18 protein-coding genes are annotated in these 25,516 nt (G+C 60.1%); 12 read left to right on the top strand and 6 right to left on the bottom strand.

The annotated features are described in order from the left end of the window. The first annotated feature begins 34 nt into the window (after positions 1-34). Positions 35-985 (top strand): hypothetical protein, encoded by a 951-nt coding sequence (locus AC2D8U_RS15300; protein ID WP_484619945.1) that lies wholly within the window; start codon positions 35-37, stop codon positions 983-985. Here the strand turns inward: AC2D8U_RS15300 and AC2D8U_RS15295 are convergent, their stop codons facing one another. Further along, complete coding sequence (locus AC2D8U_RS15295) at positions 986-1,429, bottom strand: SufE family protein (protein WP_484619944.1); 444 nt, start codon at positions 1,427-1,429, stop codon at positions 986-988. Further along, on the bottom strand, positions 1,416-2,633 hold the full coding sequence (locus AC2D8U_RS15290) for an aminotransferase class V-fold PLP-dependent enzyme (protein WP_484619943.1): 1,218 nt from the start codon (positions 2,631-2,633) through the stop codon (positions 1,416-1,418). The genes AC2D8U_RS15295 and AC2D8U_RS15290 overlap by 14 nt, the downstream gene beginning before the upstream one ends. A 204-nt stretch (positions 2,634-2,837) precedes the next feature. Between AC2D8U_RS15290 and AC2D8U_RS15285 the strand changes: the two genes are divergently transcribed. The 5 genes from AC2D8U_RS15285 to AC2D8U_RS15265 all read left to right on the top strand — a co-directional run bounded on the left by AC2D8U_RS15285 (position 2,838) and on the right by AC2D8U_RS15265 (position 7,246). Next, complete coding sequence (locus AC2D8U_RS15285; protein ID WP_484619942.1) at positions 2,838-3,224, top strand: hypothetical protein; 387 nt, start codon at positions 2,838-2,840, stop codon at positions 3,222-3,224. Positions 3,225-3,328: 104 nt separating this feature from the next. Then, entirely contained in the window at positions 3,329-3,718 is a 390-nt protein-coding gene (locus tag AC2D8U_RS15280; protein WP_484619941.1) for a hypothetical protein, read from the top strand. Positions 3,719-3,756: 38 nt separating this feature from the next. Beyond that, positions 3,757-4,713, top strand: a complete 957-nt coding sequence (locus tag AC2D8U_RS15275; protein ID WP_484619940.1) for a D-2-hydroxyacid dehydrogenase — start codon at positions 3,757-3,759, stop codon at positions 4,711-4,713. 268 nt (positions 4,714-4,981) lie between these two features. Then, positions 4,982-5,167, top strand: a complete 186-nt coding sequence (locus AC2D8U_RS15270; RefSeq protein ID WP_484619939.1) for a hypothetical protein — start codon at positions 4,982-4,984, stop codon at positions 5,165-5,167. A gap of 123 nt (positions 5,168-5,290) precedes the next feature. Continuing rightward, on the top strand, positions 5,291-7,246 hold the full coding sequence (locus AC2D8U_RS15265) for an exoribonuclease II (protein ID WP_484619938.1): 1,956 nt from the start codon (positions 5,291-5,293) through the stop codon (positions 7,244-7,246). A gap of 381 nt (positions 7,247-7,627) precedes the next feature. On the opposite strand, the gene mgtE is transcribed toward AC2D8U_RS15265, so the two are convergent. Further along, positions 7,628-8,977 carry a magnesium transporter gene (gene mgtE, locus AC2D8U_RS15260; RefSeq protein ID WP_484619937.1) on the bottom strand — a complete coding sequence of 450 codons (1,350 nt, stop codon included), beginning with the start codon at positions 8,975-8,977 and terminating at the stop codon, positions 7,628-7,630. Between the two features lie 308 nt (positions 8,978-9,285). Between mgtE and AC2D8U_RS15255 the strand changes: the two genes are divergently transcribed. After that, entirely contained in the window at positions 9,286-9,888 is a 603-nt protein-coding gene (locus AC2D8U_RS15255; RefSeq protein WP_484619936.1) for a hypothetical protein, read from the top strand. A gap of 56 nt (positions 9,889-9,944) precedes the next feature. On the opposite strand, the gene AC2D8U_RS15250 is transcribed toward AC2D8U_RS15255, so the two are convergent. Together AC2D8U_RS15250 and rapA are read right to left on the bottom strand one after the other, a co-directional pair. Continuing rightward, complete coding sequence (locus AC2D8U_RS15250) at positions 9,945-10,931, bottom strand: cytochrome-c peroxidase (RefSeq protein ID WP_484619935.1); 987 nt, start codon at positions 10,929-10,931, stop codon at positions 9,945-9,947. 221 nt (positions 10,932-11,152) lie between these two features. Further along, positions 11,153-14,044 (bottom strand): RNA polymerase-associated protein RapA, encoded by a 2,892-nt coding sequence (gene rapA, locus AC2D8U_RS15245; RefSeq protein ID WP_484619934.1) that lies wholly within the window; start codon positions 14,042-14,044, stop codon positions 11,153-11,155. Positions 14,045-14,269: 225 nt separating this feature from the next. Between rapA and AC2D8U_RS15240 the strand changes: the two genes are divergently transcribed. From AC2D8U_RS15240 to AC2D8U_RS15230, 3 genes are all read left to right on the top strand, one after another. Then, positions 14,270-15,661, top strand: a complete 1,392-nt coding sequence (locus AC2D8U_RS15240) for a PhoH family protein (RefSeq protein ID WP_484619933.1) — start codon at positions 14,270-14,272, stop codon at positions 15,659-15,661. 295 nt (positions 15,662-15,956) lie between these two features. Continuing rightward, a complete protein-coding gene (locus AC2D8U_RS15235) occupies positions 15,957-19,628 on the top strand; it encodes a response regulator (RefSeq protein WP_484619932.1) in 3,672 nt (1,223 codons plus the stop codon). Next, positions 19,625-20,038, top strand: coding sequence for a YbaN family protein (locus AC2D8U_RS15230; protein WP_484619931.1), 414 nt, complete (start codon positions 19,625-19,627; stop codon positions 20,036-20,038). The genes AC2D8U_RS15235 and AC2D8U_RS15230 overlap by 4 nt, the downstream gene beginning before the upstream one ends. A 318-nt stretch (positions 20,039-20,356) precedes the next feature. Here the strand turns inward: AC2D8U_RS15230 and hutW are convergent, their stop codons facing one another. After that, entirely contained in the window at positions 20,357-22,459 is a 2,103-nt protein-coding gene (gene hutW / locus AC2D8U_RS15225) for a heme anaerobic degradation radical SAM methyltransferase ChuW/HutW (RefSeq protein WP_484619930.1), read from the bottom strand. 142 nt (positions 22,460-22,601) lie between these two features. On the opposite strand from hutW, the gene AC2D8U_RS15220 reads away from it, so the two are divergent. Both AC2D8U_RS15220 and AC2D8U_RS15215 read left to right on the top strand, forming a co-directional pair. Continuing rightward, complete coding sequence (locus AC2D8U_RS15220; RefSeq protein WP_484619929.1) at positions 22,602-23,024, top strand: YbaN family protein; 423 nt, start codon at positions 22,602-22,604, stop codon at positions 23,022-23,024. A 141-nt stretch (positions 23,025-23,165) separates the two neighbouring features. Beyond that, positions 23,166-25,514: a zinc-dependent metalloprotease gene (locus AC2D8U_RS15215; protein WP_484619928.1), complete on the top strand. Its 2,349-nt coding sequence runs from the start codon at positions 23,166-23,168 to the stop codon at positions 25,512-25,514. The last annotated feature ends 2 nt before the right edge of the window (positions 25,515-25,516 follow it).

Raw genomic sequence — 25,516 nt, 5'->3', positions numbered from 1 at the left:
ATTTGGTTAATAAAATGTTGGCGTTGGGGCGATTGTGCTGTCTTATGCCTTGCTGGCGGCGACCCTGCTATCGGGGGATCACCGGCCCGTGGCGGAATCCGGAGCGGTATCATCCGTTATCGAAGATCCTGGGGAGGAGGAGGCGCAGCGCTGGTTTGATAAGGCGCATACCCTCCTTTCCGGCTCCGGTGAGGCTTCTGCCCGCTGGTTTGATGGGTTCTTCGGGCCTTCTGATGGTGCCGATCAGGCGCAGGCCTGGTTTCGCCTGCGGTTACAGCAGCAGTTTTTCGAGCGCGACGCCAATCGTTTCAAAGCCAGGATCTCCGCTTCCTATCATCTGCCCAACACACGCAAGCGCTTAAAGCTCCTGGTGGAGTCAGAGCCGGATAGCGATGGCATCGAACCGGGTGAAGCTGGTAGCAATGGTACCAGCAGCACCCAGGCGGCGTTACGCTGGACCCCCTGGGATCACCGTACCTGGGATCTCTCTTTTGATGTAGGTCTGAAACTGGACTCGGGGCTGGATCCCTTCGTGCGCTCCCGGGCCCGCCACTTTTATGCGCTGGATGAGCGGACGGTGATCCGCCTCAGCCAGGAGATCAAGGGGGAGGCCCAGGATGGCTGGAGTGAAACCACCCGGTTGGTCTGGGAGCGGCTGTTTGATGAGCGGGGGTATCGCTTTTCGGCCCGGGGCAAGTTCGGTGAATCCACTAGCGGGATGGAGTGGAACCTGACCCTGTCTCAAGGGTTCAAGCTTAGCGAGGTCAGTGCCATTGGCCTGTTCGTTACCGCGTCGGGGGCAACCCGGGATGAGGAGATCCAGAGTGAGATCTATCGTCTGGGCACCAACTACCGGCGTAACTTTCTACGCAGCTGGCTCTATTACGAGTTAGAGCCTCAGCTGACCTGGCCGCGTCAATACGATTACCAGACCAATTGGGAGGCCAGGTTGACCCTGGAAGCCCAGTTCGGTCGTCGTCACTGATCAGGCTGCGTGACTCAGGATCCCGTTAACCACGGCATTCAGGCCACTGGCCCGTGAGGGACTGAGGTGATCCGACAGGCCCAGGCGAGCAAACCAGCCGGGCAGATCCAGCTGAGCCAACTGTTCGGCGGTCCTGCCGTTGGCCGCCGCCAGCACCAGTACCAGCAGGCCTCGCACTATGCGGGCTTCGGAGTCGGCCAGGAAATAGTGCCGATCCCCCTGCTCATAATGGTACAGCCAGGTCGCACTCTCGCAGCCGGCGACCTCGGCGTCGGGTTGTTGCCACTGGGGGGCCAGCTTATCCATGCGGCTGCCCAGCTTCATCAGGATGCGATAGCGCCCCTGCCAGTGGCCCTCGGCCATCAGCTCCTGATCCAGAGCCTCCCGGTTGAGCTCACTGCCCAGTGGGCTTTGCAGAAACAGACTGGGATCAGGCATCGTCATAGAGAAACTCCAGATAATCGTTGAGGGCGGCGACAAAGGCATCGATCTCCTCGAGGGTGTTGTAGGCGGCCACCGAGAGGCGGCAGGTGCCTTTGACGTCCAGGGCGCTCATCAGCGGCTGGCAGCAGTGGTGGCCACAGCGGATGGCGATGCCCGCCTGGTCGAGCCAGACGCCGACATCCTGATGGTGCTCCCCCGTCACATTGAATGCCAGGGCCGCGGCATTGTTATCAAAGGCGCTGTAGAGGGTGATGCCGTCCAGATCGGCAAGCCGGGCGCGGGCGTGAGCCAACAGGGACGCCTCGTGCGCAGCGAGGGCGGTGCGATCCTGGGCCATCAGCCAGAGGGCTGCCTCCCCCAGTCCGATGGCTTCGGCTATCGACGGGGTGCCGGCTTCGAATTTGAAGGGCAGGGTGTTGAAGCTGGTGTGTTCAAAGCTGACCTTGTGGATCATCTCGCCGCCAAACTGGTAGGGCGGCATGGCATCGAGCAGATCCCGCCGTCCCCACAGCACCCCGATGCCAGTCGGGCCGTACATTTTATGACCGGAGAAGGCGTAGAAGTCGCAGCCCAGGGCCTGTACATCCACCATCTCATGACCAACCGCCTGGGCACCATCCACCACAGTGACGGCTCCGGCGGCAGAGGCTTTGGGCAGCCAGTCGGCTAGGGGGGCGCGGGCCCCCAGGGCGTTGCAGATCGCCGTCAGCACCACCACTTTGGGCCCCTCTGCGAGCAGGGCATCGAAGGCGGTTTCATCCAGATCGCCCTGGGGACTCAAGGGGATGGGGATGAGGGTAGCGCCGGCGCGCAGGGCAGCCTGTTGCCAGGGGACGATGCTGGCGTGATGCGCCCATTGGTCGATCAAAACCCTGTCACCCGGGCTCAGCACCAGGCTGCCGAGGCTGCTGGCCAGCAGGTTCATGGATTCCGTCGTGCCCCGGGTGAAGATCACCTCTTCGCTGGCCGGGGCGTTGATAAAGCGGGCCAAATTATGGCGTGCGCCTTCGAAGGCGCGGGTCGCCCGGGCGGAGAGGCGGTGGGCTCCTCGGTGCACATTGGCGTTGTCCTGACGATAGAAGTGATCCATGGCAGTCAGCACCGCCAGGGGTTTCTGGGTTGTCGCCGCATTGTCGAGGTAGACCAGCTCCGACTGGTCCAGTGCCGGGAACTGCTGGCGGAGATCGTTAGGATCAAAGCTCATGGGGTCGGGTTTCCAGTGTGGTTTTATCCGCAAGGGCGCGCAGGATGCGCCATGGAATAAGGATATGCAAGAACCGCTTGCAACACACTAGCTCCTCGGTATGTCGGCGTGTCTTATCACACTCTGCGTGGCCTCCGCTTGGGAAAACCGAACGGCGCAGATACACTGCCGTGATCTTTGGGTTTGTGCTGTAAAGAGGCTGTTATGAAGAGAGTTCTGTCGCTTTTGGCGGCACTGATGATGAGTGTCTCCGTTTCGGCTCACGCAAACGTCGGCGTCGGCCTGATGCTGGGCAGTGACAATGGCGTCAGCCTGGGATACCAGCAGTGGGATCTCGGGATCGCCGTCGATCACTTCAAAGTCAATGTGGATCGCCGCTTTGACAGCAGTGCCCACCCCAATCTCTATTTCGGCCTCGGTGCTTCCATTTCCGATCGCAGCAAAGAGGCGCTGGGTCTGCGCACCAAGGCGGGACTGTCCAGCCGGATCGACAACGTGGAGTTCTTCGGTGAGTTGGTGCCTAACGTCACCTTTGGTAGCCGAGGCGGCTTCAATCTGGATTATGCCCTGGGGATGCGGCTGCATTTCTGAGCCTGGTTTAAGGCGATTAAGTTCGCTCCCTTTCTGACCGCTATGGGTTAGCAATATTGTTCGCCCGCCATTTCTCTGGCGGGCTTTGTGTTCTGGAGAAAGAGATGAAAAAAGTTTTCGCTGCAGTGGTTGCCTTGATGTTGCCCCTGATGCCGATGGTTGCCAAGGCCGATATCGGGATCGGTTACCAACTGGGTAGCCAGGAGGGGGTCTCCATCGGTGTGAACCGCTGGGACATTGGCGTTGGTGTTGACCAGTTTACGGTGAGCCTGGATCGTCGTTTTACCACCCGTGAGTTTCCTAACCTCTACTTTGGTTTCGGTGGTCAGGTTTCCGATAACAGCAATGCCCCCATCGGCGTGCGTGGTAAGGTGGGCCTTTCTGCCCGGGCCGGTTTTGCCGAGCTGTTTGGTGAAGCCGTTCCCACGGTGACCTTCGGTAACTCCGGGGATCTGGAACTCAATTATGCCCTGGGTTTTCGGATCTGGTTCTGATCCCAGATTGAGGCGGCGGTTGGACTAGAGGAGTGTGCATGAAGCGGATTGTGGTGTTGGACGGGGTAACCCTGAATCCGGGGGACCTCGACTGGGAGCCCCTGGGGGCCTTTGGCCCGTTGACGGTGCATGAGCAGACAACGCCTGCACAGGTGCTCGAACGGGCGGCGGGGGCCGAGATCCTCTTCACCAATAAAGTGGTCCTGGATGCTCAGACCCTGGCGCAACTGCCCAAACTCAAATACATCGGGGTGCTGGCCACCGGGGTGAATGTGGTCGATCTCGATGCGGCCAGGCGGCAGGGGATCCTGGTGACGAATGTGCCGGGCTACGGTCCTGAGTCCGTGGCACAGATGGCCATGGCTCACCTGTTGCACCATTGCAGTCGCGTGGCGCAGCACGATGTGGCGGTCAAGGCGGGTCAGTGGTGTGACAGCCCCCACTTCTGCTTTTGGAATGCGCCCCTGTCAGCCCTGGCCGGGCGTCGTTTCGGTGTCGTCGGTTTTGGCGAAATCGGCCAGGCGGCGGCCCGTATGGCCCGTGGCTTTGGCATGGAGATCCTGGTCAGCACGCGCCAGCCACGCCAGGACCTCCCCGACGGTTATCGCTGGGTCGAGCGGGAGACACTGTTTGCCGAGGCGGATGTGATCAGCCTGCACTGTCCGCAGACACCTGATAATGCTGGCTTTGTCGATGCGGATCTGCTGGCGACCATGAAATCCACGGCACTGCTGCTGAACACGGCCCGCGGTGGGCTGATCAATGAAGCCGATCTGGCGGCAGCGCTGCATGACGGGGTGATCGCCGGTGCTGGCCTGGATGTGCTCAGCACTGAGCCGCCGACAGCGGATAACCCCCTGCTCGCCGCCCCCAACTGCACCATCACGCCTCACAATGCCTGGGCCACGCGGGAGGCGAGGCAGAACCTGCTGGATATTACGCTTGGTAACCTTCATGCATACCTGGCGGGCACGCCTAGAAACCGGGTCAACTGAGTCCTGGGATACAGAATCAAGGCAGCCTTCGGGCTGCCTTTTTGCTGCTTGGGCAAGCCGGTAGCGTTTGCGATCTGTTTATTGTTCACTCTTCGTTGCGTGCACTTTATCCATTTGTATCAATTGCTTGCGCTTGATCTTCCCACCATGGGCAAGCCTATGAATGCCATTGGACCAAGGTCGAAACGTGGTGCCGTTGTAGGTTCGATATGGTTGGAGGGCAAGCTTTGGCTGCGAACGACAAGAAAGATAAAGAAGGAGCAAAGTGATGTTTGGAACCCTTTACCTGAGCCTGGTTGTGATCACTCTAGCGTTGGTGGGATACCTGTGTTTTCGGAAGCTCGCCCATCCCATTCTGGGTCTGATCTGGGGGGCCGTGTTGGTGTTGCTACTGCCCTTGGGTTGGCTGTACCTCTGCTCTCTCTATCATACTCAGGACCGACCGACTCACTGAGCCCAGCCACCGGGCAAAGCCGATTGGCCCCAGGGGCCGGGATCCCGTACAATTGCCGTTTTTCTGGCCGCCCTACCAGGGCGGCCAGTTCTGTTTTAGCCAGCAAGAGACGGTAAATTCCGGATGTTCCAAGACAACCCGCTGCTGCAGCAACTCAAAGCGCAGATCCGTGAGACCCTGCCAACGGTCGAAGGCACCATCAAGGCCACCGCCAAGGGGTTTGGTTTTATTGAAACCGACAAGGGGGAAAGCCATTTTGTGCCGCCACCTATGATGAAAAAGGTGGTGCATGGCGACCGTGTCAGTGCGGTGTTGCGTACCGAGAACGACAAAACCTCCGCCGAGCCGGAGGCACTGCTGGAGCCAGCACTGGATCGTTTTATCGCCCGGGTGAAACGCTTCAAGGGGCGCCTCAATGTGGTGCCGGATCATCCGCTGATGCGTGACGGGATCAAGGCGCGCTGTAAGAAGGCGGTCGATGAAGCCGCGCTGCAGGATGGTGACTATGTCGTGGCCCACCTCAAGCGTCACCCCCTGCGCGAAGGGGACAATAGCTTTATCGCCGAAGTCTCGGAGTTGGTGGCCAAGGGGGATGATCCCCACGTGCCCTGGTGGGTGATCCTGGCCAAGCACAACCTGGCCAAGGTGGAGCCAGAAGATCCGGCCCAGTGGCAGTTGGATGATCGGGTCCTGCGCCGGGATCTCACCGCCATGCCCTTTGTCACCATCGATGGCGAGTCCACCAAGGATATGGACGATGCCCTGCATGTCGAAGCCACGGACACGGGCTGGGTTTTGACCGTCGCCATTGCCGATCCGACCGCCTATGTTCAGCCTGGTGATGCGGTGGATGCCGAGGCATTCAAGCGCTGTTATACCCAGTATCTGCCGGGTTACAACGTCCCCATGCTGCCGCGTCAGCTGGCGGATGAGCTGTGCTCCCTGGTGGAAGGGGCGGATCGCCCGGCTTTGTGTGCCCGCATCGAGCTCGCCGCCGACGGCGGTCAGCAGGGGATCGCCGAGTTCTTCCTGGCGACCATTCGAAGCCAGGGCAAGTTGGCCTATGACAAGGTCTCCGATCGTTTGGAGGGCGTCGCGGATGCTTGGCAGCCAGAGTCCGAGGTGATCGCCGAGCAGGTTGATACCCTGCACAAGTTGGCGGATGCCCGCACGGCCTGGCGCCATGATCACGCCCTGGTGTTCCCGGATCGTCCCGATTACCGCTTCGAGGTGGACGATCAGGGCAATGTGCTGGCGATCCACGTGGATCACCGCCGCACGGCCAATCGTATCGTCGAAGAGTGCATGATCCTGGCCAACGCGGCCTGTGCCGAGCGCCTGGGATCGACCCTGGGCCAGGGGATCTTCAACAGTCATGCCGGACTGGATCCGGAGCGCATCGGCTTGGCGGTGGAGATGCTGACCGAGCATGGCCTGAGCTATGACGCAGAACGTCTGGGCACCCTGGAGGGGTACTGTGAGCTGCGTCGGGATCTGGACAAGCAGGAAACCGGTTACCTGGATGCGCGCATTCGCCGCATGCAGTGTTTCTCCGAGATGGCCGGTGTCCCCATGCCCCATTACGGGATGGGCCTTCACGGCTACGCCACCTGGACCTCGCCGATCCGTAAGTACTCGGACATGGTGAACCATCGTCTGCTCAAGGCGATGATCGCCGATAGCGAGGCGAGCCAGAGCGTAGACGAAGCATTGCTGGAGCAGTTGGCCCAGATGCGCAAGTTGCACCGCATGTGCGAACGTCATGTCGGGGACTGGTTGTACGCCCGTTACCTGGCGGCGGAAGCCGGCTCCGAGCGTCAATACGCGGCGGAAGTGATGGACATCAATCGCGGTGGTGCCCGGGTACGCCTGCTGGAGAACGGCGCAGTGGCCTTTATTCCTGCCAGTACCCTGAGCGTCGATAAGAAGAAACTGGAGATCAGCGGGGATACCGGGATCGCCAGTTTCGACGGGACCGTGGCGCTGAAGGTGGCCGATCCCATCCAGGTGCAGATCGCCCAGGTGGATGTCGATCAGCGCAGCGTGCTGGCCAAGCCGGTGAGCCTGTTGGGTGCCTAAAGCCCTCACTCAGTCATAGGAAAGGTCGCCGCGTGCGGCCTTTTTTGTTTCCGGCGGGCGGCAAGCGGCAGATTAAGAGCGCGGTAAGCTCCAGGCTCCTGACGACGGGCGACCGCTTGCCGCTTGCCGCTTGCAGCTTGCGGCTTGCGGCTTGCGGCTTGCGGCTTGCGGCTTGCGGCTTGCGGCTTGCGGCTTGCGGCTTGCGGCTTGCGGCTTGCGGCTTGCGGCTTGCGGCTTGGCGGGGCAGGGGGGACGGGTTCTTCTGTCTTATGTGCCCGGTAAGCGCAGCGTCCCATTGGGGTCCAGGCGGGCGGTTGGCCGAATGCGAGTGACAAAAAAAGGCGAAGCCGGAGGGCTTCGCCTTTTTGTTCTTGCATCGAATCAGATCGCGATATCCAGGATCATCGCGGCAAAGCCCAGGTAGATCACCACGCCGGTGGCATCGACAATGGTGGTCACCAGTGGGCCGGAGGCGGTGGCGGGATCCAGATTGACCCGGGACAGCAGGAACGGCAGACACATGCCGATCAGTGAGCCGGCCAGCACTACGCACACCATCGCCAGGGCCACGGTCAGGGCGATCTCCGGACCGCCTCGCATCAGCCCTAAGCCAAACACGGCAAAGGCCATGGTCAGCCCCAGGGAGCCGGCGACAAAGACCTCTCGGCCCAGTACCTTGACCCAGTCCTTCATCTCCACCTCACCGGTGGCCAGGGCGCGCACCATCAGTGCCGCAGACTGGGAGCCGGCATTACCCCCACTGCCCACCAGCAGCGGCATAAAGAACACCAGGGCCACGTGGGACTCGATGATCTCTTCGAAATGGGCGATCCCGGCGCCGGACAGCAGGGCCCCAAAGACCAGTAACACCAGCCAGCCAACCCGTTTGCGGTACAGTTCCCAGGAGCCAACCCGATCCATGGTGGTTTCCAGGGCAGAAACCGAGCCGGCCTTCTGGGCATCTTCGGTGGCTTCTTCGACCACTGCGTCCATGGCGTCATCGTAGGTGACGATCCCGACCAGGCGTTCGGCGCTGTCGAGTACAGGCAGGGCCAGCAGATCATAGTGACGGATCTTTTCGGAGACCTCTTCCTGATCTTCGTCGACCCGGACAAACAGCACCTCGGTCAGCATGATGTCGGCGATCAGGGTTTCCGGGTTACAGAGGATCAACTCTCGCAGGGAGATGGTACCGACCAGGTGGCGATCACCATCGATCACATAGGTCTGGTAGATGGTTTCCTTGTCCGGGGCTTCCAGGCGCAGGCGCTGCAGTGCCTTGCGGACGGTCCAGTGGCTGCGCAGGGTCGCGTAGTCACTGCTCATCATGGCCCCGGCGGTTTTTTCCGGGTAGCTGGCCAGCTTGCGCACGTCTTCCCGCTCCGCCTGGGCCAGCCCAGGCAGCAGGGCTTGCTGCTGCTCTTTACTCAATTGATTGAACAGATCGGCCCGTTCGTCGGATTCCATCTGGGAAAATAGGGCGGCCAACTGATTGCGCGGCATGGTTTCGGCGATGTCCGCCTGCAACTGGTGATCCAGGTAGGCAAACACCTCTGCGTGGTCCGGCAGGGACAGCAGATCCAGCAGCTTGGCTGCAAGGGGGGCGTTAAATTCTTCCACTGCCAACGCAAAGTCAGCGGCGTGCATTTGATCCAACTCGGCGCGAATGGCGCGCTTATCGTTGGCGGTGAGCGCTTGGCTCAGGGCGGCAAAAAGTTGCTCTTTTTGCATACTCCACCTCCGTTAACCGGTGACAGAGTAGCAGGGAGGGTGTCCCTATCGGGTGTGGACTCTGAGCACCAGTTTATGATGTTGATTTGTGTAGTTATTCAAATCCCACCTGGGACTGGGAACGGGGTCCATAAAGGGCTTCCTGTAAAAATTTCCGCCGCGATCTTAGGCGCTTGTCTGGCGCTAAGCAAGACCTAATGAGAAATCCGCTCAAATTTCTCTTTTGCTTTGAACAATTAGCGAAAGTTATTGCTTTTTAGTTAGAATCTGACCAAGTGGAGACAGCCGCATGTCAAAGGATAGACTCTATGAAGCACCCCCTAGCGAGCTTATTGGTCATTTTCTCCCTGGGTTTACCCAGCCAGGCTGCCCAGCCGAAAGTGGATGAAACCGTGGATCCCCCCCGGGGGAGTAGTGAGATCTTGACCCTGTTGCCCGGGCCGTCCCAGTGGCGCGGTGAGCGGATCCTGTTACCGCCGGAGTTTGCCCCTGAGATGGCATTTCGTGGTGTCGAGGAGATGCGTTTTGCCCCGGGCATGTACGATCCCTTGGCCGAGGACTTTTTCACCTACCTGTTTGTGTTCGATCTTGAGCCAGGCCAGCGGCTGACGGCGGATCGGGTGGAACGCTTGCTGCTGGAGTATTACCGGGGCCTGTGTCAGACCGTCGCCGAGGATCGGGAGCACGTATGCCCCGCCGAGGGGGTCTCCCTGGTGCTGGATCCGGTTCTGGGTGGCTACCAGGCCCAACTGGACTGGGTGGAGCCCTTTGTCACCGGGGCGCCCCAGCGGCTCTACCTGGATCTGCAGCCCGGCGAGGTCGATGGCCGTTCACGCCTCTATGGTGTGGTTTCCCCTCAGCCCAGGGATCATGCCCTGTGGCAGCTCCTGCGTCCGCTCCTTAAACACTGAGCCCAAGAGCAAGTGCCAAACGAAAACCGCCCTGTCCATGACAGGGCGCTACAACCTCAGTTGGCAAATGGCGCGGGTCGTGGTGTGTTGCGATTGGAAGGTGGCAGGATCGGCAGGGTGATCTGTGGCTGATCGCCGGTCAGAGTCTTGAGGAAGGCGGCGATCTTCTCGGCGTCTTCATCGGACAGAGGCAGACCCAACTGCACCTCCTGCATCACCTTGACCGCTTCGGTCAGATCCCACACCGAGCCGTCGTGGAAGTAGGGGTAAGTCAGCTCGATGTTGCGCAGGGTCGGCACCTTGAACACCATCTTGTCGCTCTCCTTGCCGGTCACGTTGTAGCGACCCTGCTCCGGGTTGTCGGTGAGGTAGTCCTTCACCAGACCCATCTTCTGGAAGGAGGTGCCCCCCACAGCAGGGCCGTTGTGACAGGCGCTGCAGGCGTTTTGATTAAACAGCTCGTAGCCTTCCTTCTCAAACGCAGTGATAGCCTTTTCATCGCCCTGCAGGTACTGGTCAAAGCGGCTGTTGGGGGTCACCAGGGTCTCTTCGAACACGGCGATGGCGTCGGTGACGGTCTCCATGGTGATCCCCTGATCGCCGTATACGGCGGCAAACTCATCCTGATACTGGGGAATGGAGCGCAGTACTTCCAGGGCAATATCGTGGGGCAGGGCCATCTCCTTCGGGTTTTCGATGGGGCCAGCCGCCTGCTCCTGCAGATCGGCGGCGCGGCCATCCCAGAACTGGGCCAGCATGTATTTGGCGTTCAGCACGGTGGGGGCATTGATCGGGCCTTCCTGCCAGTGGTGGCCGATGGAGGTGGGGATCGCATCCACGCCACCCAGGCTCAGGTTATGGCAGCTGTTGCAGGAGAGGAAGCCGGACTGGGACAGGCGCGGTTCAAAGAACAGCTTTTTCCCCAGCTCAACCTTCTCCGGCTCGGTGATCACCGCCGGCTCGATGATCTGGATCGGGCTGGCAGTGGCCAGACTGGAAGCCAGCGCGGCAGCGATGGCGGTCAGGGTAACGGTGGTATTCATCAGCAGATCTCCCTCAAGAATTGCGCACAGGGTAGTGCGAAGAAAATTCACTGAAAAACCGATAGTTAAGATGGTCCCCATCGGTGTGCCAGATGCCTGATCTGTGACCTGCGACCTTGTTTTTGCAGAACTTTCAGCAGGGAGACGGAGTGTCTTCAGTGGGCATAAATTAAAACGCCCCGCAAATGCGGGGCGTTGTTTTATTCCTGTGAACCTAGGGATTACTCCGGCGTCACCACGATCATCCGGATGGCGTCCAGCTGGATCTGGGCACGGCCCAGGTGGGCGCGGGCCATATTGATCTGTTCGCTGATGGCATCGAGTTCGGCATCCCGAATGTTGGGGTTGACCGCCTTGAGGGCCTTGAGACGCTCCAACTCACCCCCCAGTTCGCGCTCCATCTTCTGCTCGGCGCTCTTGACCAGTTCGGCGAGCTGCTCGGCGACCTGGGTTTCGGCGGCGGCGATCAGTGGATGCAGCACGCTCTGGGAGGCATTGACCAGCTTGGAGCCGGTATGGCGGTTGATGGGACTCAGTTGACGGTTGAAGGCATCGAAGCTGATGTTTTGTCCCAGATCTTTGCCTGTCTTATCCATCAGCAGACGGATTGGCGTCGGCGGCAGGAAGCGGCCCAGCTGTACTTCGGCTGGGGCGATCGCTTCGGCGATGTAGATCATCTCCAGGAACAGGGTGCCGGCGGGCAGGGCCTTGTTCTTGAGCAGGGACACACCGGTACAGCCGGTTTCCGAGCTGGTGATCAGATCGATGCCAGCAGCCACCATGGGGTGGGCCGGAGTGATGAACTGGAAGTCATCCCGGGACAGGGCAGTGTCCCGATCAAAGGTGACGGAGACACCGTCATCAGGCAGACCCGGGTAGGAGTACAGCATCTGTTCGGTGGGACGCAGCACCACGGCATTCTCACCGCGATCGTCCTGATGCACGCCGAGTACGTCCCAGAGCTTGAGCATGAAGCTGATGAAGTCGGTGTCATCGTCCGCCTGATTGATGGCCTCGACCAGGTGATCGGCGGCTTTTCCGCCGTTGGAGTTGATCTCCAGCAGGCGGTCTCGACCGGCTTCCATGGCGGCCTTGTGCTCGGCGGCCCGTTCTGCGGTCTGGGCGATCAGCGGAGCCAGGGCATCGATCTCCCCCGCCAGCACGTCGATCAGCGTATCGGCAAATTCACCGTGCAGCAGATGGCCACCGGGACAGTTGTGTTCGAAGGCGTCCATTCCCTTATCGAACCAGTCAAGCAGGTGCTGTTGGGCGCTGTTTTCGATATAGGGGACATGGATCTGTACGGTTTGGGTCTGTCCGATCCGGTCCAGTCGGCCGATCCGCTGCTCGAGCAGATCCGGGTTTTGTGGCAGATCGAACATCACCAGATCGTGAGCAAACTGGAAGTTACGGCCCTCGGAGCCGATCTCTGAGCAGATCAGCACCTGGGCGCCGCCCTCGGCCTGGGCGAAGTAGGCGGCCGCCTTGTCCCGCTCCAGGATCGACATGCCTTCATGGAACACGCTGGCGGCGATCCCTTCACGGGTGCGCAGGGCCTCTTCCAGTTGCAATGCCGTAGCGGCCTGGGAGGCGATCACCAGTACCTTCTTGCTGCGGTTGCTCTTGAGGAAGTCCATCAGCCAGTCGATGCGGGGGTCGAACTGCCACCAGCTGCCGCCACCACTCTCCCCTTCAAACTGCTGATACAGTTTCTCCGGGTAGAGGTTATTCATCACCTTGGTCGCCGCCGGGACGGTACCGCTGCCAAACATGTTGTTGACCTTGATGGCGGTGGCATATTGCTTAGGCAGCGCCACGGGATGACGATTGAGTTTGCGTTCGGTGAAGCCGGTCACCCCGGCACGGGTGTTACGGAACAGCATGCGGCCGGTACCATGGCGATCCAGCAGATCCCGCAGCAGCTTGTCCCGGGCGGCCTCGTCACCGGCCTGGATCGCCGTGAGCTGCTCCCGAATGTCCCGCTCGGCCAGCAGGGCGGTCAGTGCCGAGATCTCCGGCTCAGAGAGGGCGTGCTGTTCCAGCAGGGACTCGGCGGCATCGGCCACCGCCTGGTAATCCTGCTCCTCCTTGAGGAAGGCTTCGTAGTCGTAGAAGCGGTCGGGATCCAGCAGACGCAGGCGGGCGAAGTGGCTCTGGTGGCCGAGTTGATCCGGGGTGGCGGTCAGCAGCAGGACGCCGGGTACCTCTTCAGCAAGGGCCTCGACCACCTGGTAGGCGCGGGAGGGCTTATCTTCGCTCCACTCCAGGTGATGGGCTTCATCCACCACCATCAGGTCCCAGGGGGCTTCGACAACCTGATCGAAGCGACGCTTCTTGCGCAGCAGATCCAATGAGCAGATCACCAGTTGTTCCGTTTCAAACGGGTTGTCGCAGTCGGCCAGGGCTTCGATGCAGCGCTCTTCATCAAACAGGGCGAAGCGCAGATTGAAGCGGCGCAGCATTTCGACCAGCCACTGGTGCTGCAGGGTTTCCGGTACCACGATCAGCACGCGTTCGGCTCGCCCGGAAAGCAACTGTTGATGGATGATGTGGCCCGCTTCGATGGTTTTGCCCAGGCCCACTTCGTCGGCCAGCAGGACGCGGGGAGCATGGCGGCTGCCCACTTCGTTGGCGATGTAGAGCTGGTGCGGGATCAGGCCGGCACGTGGGCCCTGCAGGGCCCGCAGCGGATTTTGCTGCATGGCGTGACGCTGCTGCTGACACAGATAACGGGTGACGAAGTGCTCCATGCGATCGATCTGACCGGCAAAGAGGCGATCCTGTGGCTTGTTGAAGCGGATCTGGTGATCCAGCATGGTTTCCCGAATAAAGGCTTCGTTGCCATCTTCGCTGTGGGTACCAAAGTAGGTGATCAAACCATTGGTTTCTTCCGTATCGGTGACCACCAGTTTCCACCCTTCGGCGGAGGTGATCTCATCCCCCTGGTTGAAGATCACCCGGGTCAGCGGGGCCTCATTGATGGAGAACAGACGGTTATCGCCGGTGGCGGGAAACAGCACGGTGACCATGCGGCCTTCCAGCGCTACGACGGTACCGAGGCCAAGATCCGATTCGGTATCACTGATCCAGCGTTGACCCAAAGCAAAGGACATAGAAATCACGACTCCTGAAGTGAAGCGGTAGGGCGGAAAAAGGCGCGTATATTACAGCAAATTACCCCTGTGAACACCTGCCCGGAACAGACAGAAAGTGGGCTGGTCAAAGCCTGTTCGATCTGTCATGTTAGAACTGCGAGGGGCGCATGAGTCGCCCTAGCCAATGGCGACAGATGTTGCCCCCGCCTGACGTATCTGAAGGTCAAGCATAGCGGAGGTGCCATGGTCCAGGTGGAGAAAAAATTGTTCGTGCTCGATACCAATGTATTGCTGCATGAACCCCTCGCCATCTATTCATTTGACGAGCACGACGTGGTGGTCCCCATGACCGTGCTGGAGGAGTTGGACCAGATCAAAGACCGCAAGAAGGACGTCTCCCGGGATGCGCGTGTTGCCATTCGCGCACTGGAAGATGCCGTCAGCGGCGCTTCACCGGAGCAACTGCTGTCAGGGGTCCCCCTCAGCGGCGTTGATCCTGACCAGCCGGCCGGAACCCTGGCCATATTTCCCGATCATCAAGTCGAATTTGACAACCGGGTGGCCCTGCCCGGTAACAGCAACGACAACGACATCATCAATTCTGCGCTCTACCTGCAAAAGACTCAGGGTGACAAAGCCGTGGTGCTGGTCACCAAGGACATTAATATGCGGATCAAGGCCAAGGGGGCCGGTCTGCGCCATGTGGAGGATTACCGGAGCGATCAGCTGGTGGATGATATCCGCTACCTGGCCAAGGGGTTCGCTGAACTGGAAGGGGAGTTGTGGCTGCGGGTCGGGGAGGTGGAAAGCTATCAGCATGGTCGCTTTACCGAGCATACCCTGGAGCGCTCACAGTTGGGTGAGGAGAGCCTCTACTTGAATCAGTATCTGATCGATGAGGGCGAGGACTTTTGCGGCCAGGTGAAAGCCCTGTCGGAGAGCAGTGTGACCCTGAGGGATCTGGGGCGGGATCGGCTGATGGGATACCATGCCTGGGGGATCTCACCCAAGAACATCTACCAGGGGATGGCGCTGCAGGCCTTGATGGATCCTACTATTGACCTGGTGATCCTGACCGGGCCGGCGGGCTCTGGGAAGACCCTGCTGGCCTTGGCTGCGGCACTGGAGCAGGTGGTGGAGCAGCGGCGCTATGATCGAGTGCTGGTGACTCGAAATACGCCGGAGATTGCCGAGTCCATAGGCTTCCTGCCGGGCACCGAGGAGGAGAAGATGATGCCCTGGCTGGCGGCGGTGACCGACACCCTGGAGGTACTGCACAAGCATGATGAGAGTCCCGCTTCCAGCCTGCAGTACATCATGGATAAGGCCAATATCCAGTTTAAGTCCGTCAACTTTATGCGGGGACGCTCAATCCAGAACAGCTTCGTGCTGCTGGATGAGTGTCAGAACCTCACGCCCAGCCAGGTAAAAACCATCATTACCCGGATGGGCGAGGGGACCAAGTTGGTCTGCTCAGGTAACCTGGCGCAGATCGACTCCAACTATATGACGGCGGTGACCTCGGGGCTGACCTATCTGGTGGAGCGCTTCAAGATGTTTGATGGCAGTGCCAACGTCTACCTCAATGGGGTGGTGCGCTCACGCCTCGCTTCCTTTGCGGAGGAGAATCTGTAGCGACGAGGCGCCGGGTAACAAGAAACTGCCGGGAAACGGGGGCTGTGAGGGAGCCCCCGTGTTTTGCTCCCCGTGAGCGCAGCCTCCTGGATCCGGCGGATCCCGGTGCTCGGGGCCAGATCGAGCATCAAGGACTGGCTTTTCCTAGCCCCTGAACGCCTGTTTTTTGTGCCCAGCCCCCTGGATGGCGCCGGGTCTCCCGCTGGGTATCTCGTTTTACCACCGGGTTTTTCGCCCGGTGGATTTGTTTTGATACACTGGCCCCACACCGAGAATCAACGGATATATAACCCTCGTGAAGTTGCCGATCCTACGCCGATACAACAAGGCCGTCTTTTCCACCTATCTGGTGGTCGTCCTGCTTTCCCTGCTGGTGGTCTGGTTTGTGTATGTGGGACAAAAAAATACCCTGCTCGCCGAGAAGCATGCCGATATCACGCGCCACAGTCAGCAGATCGAGATGTTGCTCGAGGCCAGTATCCGTGCCTTGGAATCCCTGAGGGATTTTGCTACCACCCATATGACCCTGGGTGAGGTAAGCAGTATCGACCGCTTTCCGGCCATCGGCCGTTTTGATGAAACCGGCAATTATTTCGCCCTCGAGCCGACGTACAAAGACACGGGTCTCAGCTTTGAAGCCATGGGCCGGATCAGCGGCTATGGCAAGCTCGAAAACCGTCAACTCTCCTTCTACCATGAGCTGGAGATGCTCTACCAGATGTCGATGTCTTTTCCGGTGGCCAAGCGCATGGCACCGAAGGCCTCTCAGATCTACTACATCTCCCAGAAACGCATGATGTCGGTGTTTCCCTGGCCGGAAACCGATGACAACTTCAATCGACGGATCCTCAATTCCCCCCTGTTCAAGCACGCCAAGCCGGAGAACAACCCGCACAGGGAGCTGTTCTGGACCGAGGTGCGGCGCAATGCCAAGGGGGAGCTGATCACCACCCTGGGGTTGCCGGTCTACTTCAACGATCAATTTATCGCATCTGTGTTCCTGGATCTGGAACTGGCGATGCTGGCACAGCAGATCGAACGCTACTTCGAGGTGCCAGGGACCGTGCTGCTTCTGGATGAAGACAACAATATTTTGACCTACCCGGATATGCACCTGGAAGGCCTGCCCCGTACCTACCAGCTGAGCCAGAAGATCCCCCCGGCCCTGCATAACCTGCCGGTGGAGAAACTGTTGGAGGCCACTGACGGGCGTCTGCTCAACGAGCACTATGTGCGCAGTGTGGTGTTGGAGAACGCTCCCTGGCGTCTGCTCTATATCCAGTCTGAGCAGGATCTGGTCAACGACGCCTGGGATAAGCTGGAGATCACCTTCCTGATGGTGATCCTGGCGCTGTCGGTGCTGGTGACGGCGGTGCATTACCTGACCCGCCGCGCCTTTGTCAGCCCAGCCGCCCGTCTGCTGCATCACCTGGAACTCAGTGCCCAGCATCCACAACCTCCGCCAAAGAAGCTTCAGTCGGGCTGGGAGCCATGGTTTGAGCTGATCTCGAGGATCTTCGAAGAAAATCAGCAGTATACCCACCATTTGGCGGAGCAGAATCGACGCCTGGATAAACTGGTGGCGAAGCGAACAAAACGACTGCGCCTGGCTAACGAGCGACGTGAGCGTGATTTTTCCCTGATGCGCAGCCTGATCGATGCCATCCCCGAGGCGATCATTTTCAAGGATACTCAGGGCCGCTATCTGGGCTGTAACAAGGCTGCGGAGCGGATGCTGGGTCATTGTGAGTCCGAGATCATCGGCTGCACGGTCACCGAGCTGGATCCGTCGGCACGGGCGGCACGGATCGCCCGGGAAGATAGGCGCCTGCTGGAGGAGCGCACGCCTGAGCGTTATCAGGAGCGACTGGATATCGAGGGTAAGACCCTGTTGCTGGACTCCCTGAACCTGCCCTTCTACAACCGCCGTGGAGAGTTGCTGGGGTTGATCTCCGTCTCCCGGGATATTACCCGGGAATCGGAGCAGCAGGAGCAGATCAAACGTTCCGAGGAGCGCTACCACCTGGCCATGGACGCGGTGGAAGATGGCCTTTGGGACTGGTACCTGGATTCGAATCAGCTGATCTGTAACCCGGCCTACTACACCATGCTGGGTTATCAACCCGATGAGTTTCCACTGCTGATCGACACTTACTACGAACTGATGCATCCGGATGACTGTCAGCGGGTAGAGCGCTATATCGACAACTATCTGGACCATCCCGACCAGGCATTTACCATCGAGTTTCGCCTGCGGGGCAAGGGCGGCGAGTACCACTGGATCCTTTCCCGGGGGCGGGCCGTGGAATTTGATGAACTGGGTGAGCCGCTGCGCCTGCTTGGGACCCATAAGGACATCACTCGGCAAAAAGAGAATGAAGTGGCGCTGTTGGAAGCCAAGCAGGACGCCGAGTTGGCTAACCGGACCAAGAGCGAGTTTCTGGCCAACATGAGCCATGAGATCCGTACCCCAATGAATGCGGTACTGGGGATGCTGCAGTTGACCCTGCGTACTCAGCTCGATGAGCGGCAGTCCGATTACGTTGATAAGGCCCGCCTCAGTGCCGAATCCTTGCTGAGGATCATCAATGACATCTTGGATTTCTCCAAGATCGAAGCGGGCAAGCTGGAGCTGGAGCAGACGGAATTTGCCCTGGACAAGGTGCTTGAGCATGCCCTTTCCATCAACGCCATCAGGGCACAGGAGAAGGGGGTTGAGCTGTTGTTGTATGCCCCGGTCAGTGCCGGCTTGCACCTGGTTGGGGATCCCCTGCGGCTGGGACAGGTCCTGGTTAACCTGCTCTCCAATGCGGTGAAGTTCACCAACGAAGGTGAGGTGGAACTGGGTTGCGAGGACATCAAGGAGGAGAAGGGGCGGATCACCCTGAAGTTCTGGGTCAGGGATACGGGGATTGGGATCTCGCCGGCTCAGAAGCGTCGGTTGTTTGATGCCTTTAGTCAGGCGGATGGCTCCACCACTCGCCAGTTTGGTGGTACCGGCCTGGGTCTGTCCATCTCCAAGCATCTGGTGGCCCTGATGGGGGGAGATATCGAAGTGGAGAGCACTCCGGGGGAGGGCACCACTTTCAGTTTTACCATCGACGCCAAGAGGGTGGCGGCGCCGGAACGTACCCTGCCAGCCCTGCCTGCCAACATTGGTGAGTTGACCGCTCTGGTGGTGGACGACAACCACAGCGCACTGCAGATATATTCCACCTTCCTGCGGGATTTCCGTTTCCATGTGGAGACCGCGGAAACGGGTCAGGCTGCCCTGGCAATTATGACTCAGCTTCAGCCCGATCTGGTGCTGCTGGACTGGATGATGCCGGGCATGGATGGCCTGGAGGTGGTCAGTGCCATCGATGACCTGGTTGACGAGGGCAAGTTGGAGCGCAGGCCGCAGATCGTCATGATGACGGCCTATTCCGGCCAGCCGGTGATGGAGAAGGTGCAGCAGGGGGAGATCGCCGCCCTATTGCAAAAGCCTTTCAAGGCCTCGGCCCTCTACGACGAGGTGGTCAATGCCTTTGCCGGTGAGATCAGCTCAGCCCCGGAGGCTCCGCAACCCGTGGAAGAACAGCCAGTGGCGGGTGCCCGACTCCTACTGGTGGAGGACAACCTGATCAACCAGCAGGTGGCCACCGAACTGCTCAAGAGTGCCGGCTACGAAGTGACCGTCGTTGATAATGGCCTGGAGGCGGTGAATATCATAGACCGAGAGGCGTTTGATCTGGTGCTGATGGATATCCAGATGCCGGAAATGGATGGCCTGGAAGCCACACGCACCTTGCGTCAGAAAGGGGTGACCCTGCCCATCATCGCCATGACGGCTCATGCCATGACCGGCGATAGGGAAAAGAGTCTGGCGGCGGGCATGAACGATCACATCACCAAGCCCATCGATCTGCTCCAGTTGTTTGATACGGTGAAGCGCTGGTTGACGGCGGATCAGGAGCGGTCGTCGTGACGGCGCCACTGCCTAAACAGGCCGGGATGGTCCGGGGCCCCCTGCGCTATCTGCTGCTCGCTGTGGGTTGCCTGGCCGTCGGCCTGGGGACCCTGGGTGTCTTTGTTCCTTTGCTGCCGACCGTGCCTTTTCTGCTGCTGGCCACCTTTTGTTTCAGTCGTTCATCGGCACGCATGCAGATCTGGCTGTTCAATAACCGGCTGCTGGGCCCATACCTGCGTAACTATCTGCAACGTAAGGGGCTGACTAAGCGTCAGTTGCTCTCATCGTTGTTGAGCATGTGGGCGGGGATGGCCTTGGCCATCTATATAGCTCCGGTGATTCCGGTAAAGATAGGCCTGGGTTTTATCTGCGCGGGAGTGACCATTCATTTGCTGCGGATGAAGCGAATTGAGGAGAACGAGGCCTAGGTTCTAGGGAAAAGCCTGGGCTCTAGGGTAAAGCTTGGTAAGCTCTTACCCAGCACCCAGCACCCAGCACCCAGCACCCAGCACCCAGCATCCAGCACCTAGAATCCAGCACACAGCGCCCAGCTCCTAGCGCCCAGTGCTCTTCCTAGTACCTGGCACTGCCCTTCCTAGGACCTAGTACCTGCTCTTCCTAGCGCCCAGCGCCTAGCGCCCAGCACCCAGCAGCTAGGAGCTAAGGAAGGGCCAAGGCGCTTGCCCATAGAACCTAGCAGGGCGTAGCCCGCCCTAGGCTCCTTCCTCGCAGGCCGAAAGGCCGCTCTAGCCCTTAAAGCGCAGCAGGCTTTTCATGGGGCAGCGGCGCACCTTGCCACCGTCATTGGCGGCCCCCACTGCATCAGATTTGAAACCACTGATGGGGCAGGCCTTGGGCACTTCCTGCTGCTCGGCATGGGCGGCTTCGACCACCTCTGCCGGGCACTCGGTCTGTGTGTCCGTTTTCAGCTCGAATGTGGTGCTGGTGTCATTCGGCAGCAGGGAGCCGTTGTCGATGTTGTCGCGCTGATCTGCGGCCATAAACTCGCTCTCCAGCGCATGGAATTTGGCGACCTGATCGGCCAACAGTTGACGTTGGTCATCACGGCCCAGGTAGATCTTGAAGCTACACTGGCCCTTGTCGTCAAACAGCCAGATGGAGCGGGTGTCCATGCGCATAAAGGGGCGCTGACAGAAGGCGATCTTGGCCACGGCCTTGGGGTTTAAGTGGCCGCGCAGGTGCTCGCCCTTGAGGTTATAGAAACCATGGCCATAGCTGCCTTCCGGGAAGCCCCCCTTGTATTCCAGGATCTGGCCCGCTACCTCGATCACCGTGGTGGTGGGGCCAAAGTCGGTCAGGGCCGCCATCAGGCGGTCGAAGTGACGGCCATCGACCACGCGGGCCTCCTCAAACGGCAGAGACTGGATGGTGGCCAACTCGGAAAGACCCAACTGACGACCCACCTGGGCCAGGGAGGACATAGGCTGCTTCTTGGACAGGGCGTTGATCTGATTTAAAAGGTCATTCATGGCTTGGGCTTGCTCACTCTCTTTGCTTTTCAGCTGGTTATCCAGGTAGGCGGTGATCGCCTGCTGCAGGTTGATGTTCCAGAATTGACCCGCCTGGGTCAGATTGAGGTAGCGGCCATCCCTTCGGATCAGGCCGTTGTGCTGCCAGGCCTCGAACAGGGGGGCGGTGCGGGTATGCAGATCCGTGTCGGTGCTGTTGGCCAGTTTATCCATGTCCAGGTAACCCAGATCGAAGCCGCCGCCAAGGGCGAAGCGCAATGCCTGCTCCGGGTGGGGACGGGTCATCATCACCAGCGGCTTTTCTCCGGCAGTGATCCGATCCAGGTAGTGGCACAGCTTACGTTCGGTCATCACGCCATGACCGGCAATGCGCCCGCCCGCCCCGGAGCCGAAGGGGATCAGATCGGCACCGGCTTTTGACAGATGGTTGTAGCGGTTGCGCTCGCGGCGATCCCGCCCCCAATGGCTGACCGACAGGCGATTGAAGTGATGCCGGCTCAGGGTCTCAACGCCCGCCTTGAACATTTGCGCCTTCTCTTCGGTGCCCGGTGGCGGTGTCACCAGCCCCTTGTTGACGCCACGGCCCAGTTTGCTCTCTGGCAGCAGGATCAGTTGATAGAGATCCGCGCCACCGACACCTGTATCGACCAGGGTGTCCAGATCGTCCTGCCAGTGTTGTACCGTCTGGCCCGGCAGGCCATAGATGAGATCGGCCACGATCACCGCGCGGTCCTGTGCCGTAAAGTGCTCCAGGCGTCGCCGAACGGTATCGCCGTCGTCGATGCGACCCAGCCGTTGACGTAGCTCGGTATTGAAGCTCTGCAATCCCAGGGAGAAACGATTGAATCCCGCGTCCAGACAGGCACTGAAACGGTCGTCGTCAAAGCCGTGGAAACGTGCTTCGAAGGTGATCTCCGCATCGGTCTTCAGTGGCAGCACATCCTGGATCGCCTCCCCCAGGGTGAGGATCTGCCGGGGAGACAGGTCGCTGGGTGTACCGCCACCGACGTAGATCCCATCAAAGGGGGCACCGACGATCCCCGGACTGTCCTTGGCCATGGCCAGTTCGGCCAGCAGGGCCTTGAGGTAACCGTCGATCTTCTCGTCGCTGGAACGGTTCTGGAAAAATGCACAGTAGCTGCAGCGAGTGCGGCAAAACGGAATATGGATATAGGCCAGGCGTGGCCCCGCCTGAGGGGGCTGCTGGCACAGGCTATTCCACAGGCCCGCTTGATCATCCGGCAACACGGGGGAGCCCATCACCTGGATGTGGGCGGTTTCTTTGCGGGTGAAGGCCCCAACCATGGGCTCGTTGCAGTGTCGTCCGGTGATCTGCTCAGTCAGTGATACAGGCGGCATTTTATAGAATCGCAATGGTAATGAGAATAACTATTAATTAGAATTGCACTTGTGAGGATGTGTGTCCGTGATAGAGATCGAAAACATGAAGGTGAAATGCGGTGATTGTGGGGCTAACTGCCTCGATGTTGACGAAAGGTTGATGAATGGGGGCGGGCTGGTACCCCCCTTGTTACGGCCCGTGCTGATCGGACTCGGTGGGCTTTCCATCGTGCTGGGCAGTATCGGGATCTTCGTGCCCATGTTGCCAACCGTGCCTTTTCTCCTGTTGGCCGCCTGGTGCTTCAGCCGAGCCTCACCCGAGTTGCGGGCCTGGTTGTTTAATCATCCACGGCAGGGACCCTACCTGTGCAACTTCCTGCAGCGAAACGGACTGACCCGAACCCAGTTGCAACGCTGCCTGATCGGCAAGTGGCTGGGGATCGGGCTGGCGATCTATCTGGCCCCGGTGCTGGCTGTCCGCATCGGCTTATTGCTGATTGCAGTGGCGGTCACTCTCTATCTGCTTCGCATGGATCGTCTGGAGGACTCGCTTGGCGATGTTGGCGAGGAGCCCAGAGGATAGGGACCAACATGCAGACGCAGGTGCGAAGTCGAGGATCGTCGGTGGGCGTGGAACTTTCGGTTCGCTCAGGATTTATCCTCTTGAGTCTATGGCTCTTGCCCAGTAGGTTGGAGCGAACATTGTCAAAACCGGGTCATTCCAATGGATTGGAAACCACTGTATCGCACCCTGCTGGGCATCACTCTCTTGCTGTGTGCCACATCGCCAGGTGCCAAGGAGGGCAGGGAGCTCTCTGCGTGGCTGGATTGGCGGTTGGATCGGGATGGGCAACTGACGGCTGCACTGCCGCCACTCAACACCCCGATGTTGCTGGTGAGCAGCCTGCCGTCGGGCCTTGGTTCCAATGAGATAGGGTTGGACCGGGGGCAGCTGGGTACCCGGCGTCTGGTGCAGTTCGAGCGTCATGGCGAGCGTCTGCTGTTGCGTCAGCTCAATAGCGATTTTCGGGCGGTCTCGAAGGAGGCGGCGACGCGGGAGGCGGTCTACCGCGCGTTTGCCGAACCTGTGCTGTGGATCGGTACCATCGATGATGAACGGATCGATCTGACCGAGCTGGTGATGGCGGACTGGCACGGGATCATCGAGCGCCTGGCCCAGACCGAACAGGGGCATTTCCGTCTCGACCGTGAGCGCTCGCTGATCCTCCATGACGGCGTTAAGGCGTTTCCCCGCAACGCCGATGTAGATGTGTTGCTGACCTTTGTCGGGGCGGATCCGGGGGGGGCGCTGCGCAGTGTGGCGGTAGACCCGACCCTGGTGAGCCTGCAGGTCCGTTATTCCCTGGTGGCGCTGCCTGAGGAGGTAATGGCACCTCGGCCATTTCATCCCGAGTCTGGTTACTTTGCCTATGACTACCTAGATTTCGCTCAGCCACTGGAGCGATCGATGCAGGTGCGTTACCTGCCTCGCCACCGACTGGAGAAGATCACCCCCGGATCTGAGCCCTCCAAGGTACGGCAGCCCATTGTCTATTACCTGGATCCCGCCACTCCGGAGCCCATGCGCAGTGCCTTGCTGGAAGGGGGAAACTGGTGGCGTGAGGCCTTCGAAGCGGCAGGTTTCCTAGACGCCTTCCGGGTCGAGATGATGCCAAAGGGGGTGGATCCCCAGGATCTGAGATACAACACCATCGCCTGGGTGCACCGCAGCACACGGGGCTGGTCCTATGGCGATACTCTGATCGATCCTCGCAGTGGCGAGATCTTAAAGGGACATGTCACCTTGGGAGCGCTACGGGTACGTCAAGATCACCTGATCTTCCGGGCCTTGACCGCCGGTTGGCCGGACAGGGCTGAGGCACGCAGGGCGACGGAGCGGGCGGCCCTGGATCGCTTACGGCAATTGGCGGCCCATGAGCTGGGCCATACCCTGGGTCTGGCCCATAACTTTGCCGCCTCCATGAGCGGTGATGCCTCGGTCATGGATTATCCCCATCCCGATCTGCGTTTGCGAGACGGGCGAGTCGAGCTGAGCCAGGCCTATGGCGAAGGGCTCGGTGACTGGGACCGGCACGCCATCGCCCTGGGTTATGGCGAGGATCACTCCCAAGCCGCCCTGCTAGCCCGGATCGAGCAGGCCCGGCGTGCAGGGCTGGTTTTTCTCTCGGATCCGGACGCCCGGGGGCTGGCCAGTGCCCACCCTTCGGCCCACCTTTGGGATAACGGTGGGGATCCATTGGCGCGCCTGACTGAGCTGCTGAAGATCCGCCGCAAGGCTCTGAGCGAGCTGGGTCCCCAGGCGCTGCTGGCGGGGGAGCCGGCCAGTGCCCTGGGGGCATTGCTGGTGCCTGTTTACCTGTTACCTCGTTATCAAATCGAAGCGGTCAGCAAGATCCTCGGTGGCGTGGAGTACGATTACCAGGGGCTGGGGCAGCATGTCCTGGCTCCTGAATGGCAGGAAGCGGCATTGCAGGCGTTACTGGCGCTACTGCAACCTGAGGTGATGCGTCTTCCGGAGCGCCTGCAACGGATCTGGGTGCCTCTGGCATACGGTGAAAGTGGGCACTCCGAGCGGTTTGCCGGGCGCCAGGGAGTGGTGGCCGATCCCTTGGGGCTGGCGGAGATCTTTTCCCAGGCAGTGTTGCAGGCCCTGTTGACCCCCGAGCGCCTCAACCGGCTATGGACGCAACGCTGGGTTGATCCAGAGCAGCTTGGAGCCCAGGAGTTGCTGAGTGCCCTGTCGGAGCAGGTGCTGCTTGGGGAGCAGGCGCGGGATCTGGACGCCGCCCTCCAGGCCAGGGTGCGTTCGGTCTTGGTGGACACCTTGTTGGCTTGTTACCACGATGATGCGCTGGCTCCGGAAGTTCGAGGGGTGATCCGAGCGCGCCTGTTGGCCGACGCCGAACAGTTGGAGCGGCGTGCCCGCCGGGTTGATGACCGCTTGGGGGCGCATCTTTTAATGCTGGCAAACGTGGCTCGCTCTGGATTGGAAGATGCCACGATCCGCATGATCCCGACCCCCTTGCCGATCCCGCCGGGGGGTCCTATCTAATG

Source organism: Ferrimonas sp. YIN67 (genome assembly GCF_057219095.1).
This window is presented reverse-complemented; position numbering and strand designations above follow the sequence as displayed.

What these genes read in the sequence shown, in the direction of transcription:
- hutW (WP_484619930.1), bottom strand. Translation starts at nt 22,459, where the DNA reads ATGCCGCCTGTATCACTGACTGAGCAGATCACCGGACGACACTGCAAC.
- AC2D8U_RS15270 (WP_484619939.1), top strand. Translation starts at nt 4,982, where the DNA reads ATGTTTGGAACCCTTTACCTGAGCCTGGTTGTGATCACTCTAGCGTTG.
- AC2D8U_RS15275 (WP_484619940.1), top strand. Translation starts at nt 3,757, where the DNA reads ATGAAGCGGATTGTGGTGTTGGACGGGGTAACCCTGAATCCGGGGGAC.
- AC2D8U_RS15290 (WP_484619943.1), bottom strand. Translation starts at nt 2,633, where the DNA reads ATGAGCTTTGATCCTAACGATCTCCGCCAGCAGTTCCCGGCACTGGAC.
- mgtE (WP_484619937.1), bottom strand. Translation starts at nt 8,977, where the DNA reads ATGCAAAAAGAGCAACTTTTTGCCGCCCTGAGCCAAGCGCTCACCGCC.
- AC2D8U_RS15250 (WP_484619935.1), bottom strand. Translation starts at nt 10,931, where the DNA reads ATGAATACCACCGTTACCCTGACCGCCATCGCTGCCGCGCTGGCTTCC.
- AC2D8U_RS15295 (WP_484619944.1), bottom strand. Translation starts at nt 1,429, where the DNA reads ATGACGATGCCTGATCCCAGTCTGTTTCTGCAAAGCCCACTGGGCAGT.
- AC2D8U_RS15280 (WP_484619941.1), top strand. Translation starts at nt 3,329, where the DNA reads ATGAAAAAAGTTTTCGCTGCAGTGGTTGCCTTGATGTTGCCCCTGATG.
- rapA (WP_484619934.1), bottom strand. Translation starts at nt 14,044, where the DNA reads ATGTCCTTTGCTTTGGGTCAACGCTGGATCAGTGATACCGAATCGGAT.
- AC2D8U_RS15255 (WP_484619936.1), top strand. Translation starts at nt 9,286, where the DNA reads ATGAAGCACCCCCTAGCGAGCTTATTGGTCATTTTCTCCCTGGGTTTA.
- AC2D8U_RS15220 (WP_484619929.1), top strand. Translation starts at nt 22,602, where the DNA reads ATGAATGGGGGCGGGCTGGTACCCCCCTTGTTACGGCCCGTGCTGATC.
- AC2D8U_RS15285 (WP_484619942.1), top strand. Translation starts at nt 2,838, where the DNA reads ATGAAGAGAGTTCTGTCGCTTTTGGCGGCACTGATGATGAGTGTCTCC.
- AC2D8U_RS15215 (WP_484619928.1), top strand. Translation starts at nt 23,166, where the DNA reads ATGGATTGGAAACCACTGTATCGCACCCTGCTGGGCATCACTCTCTTG.
- AC2D8U_RS15265 (WP_484619938.1), top strand. Translation starts at nt 5,291, where the DNA reads ATGTTCCAAGACAACCCGCTGCTGCAGCAACTCAAAGCGCAGATCCGT.
- AC2D8U_RS15240 (WP_484619933.1), top strand. Translation starts at nt 14,270, where the DNA reads ATGGTCCAGGTGGAGAAAAAATTGTTCGTGCTCGATACCAATGTATTG.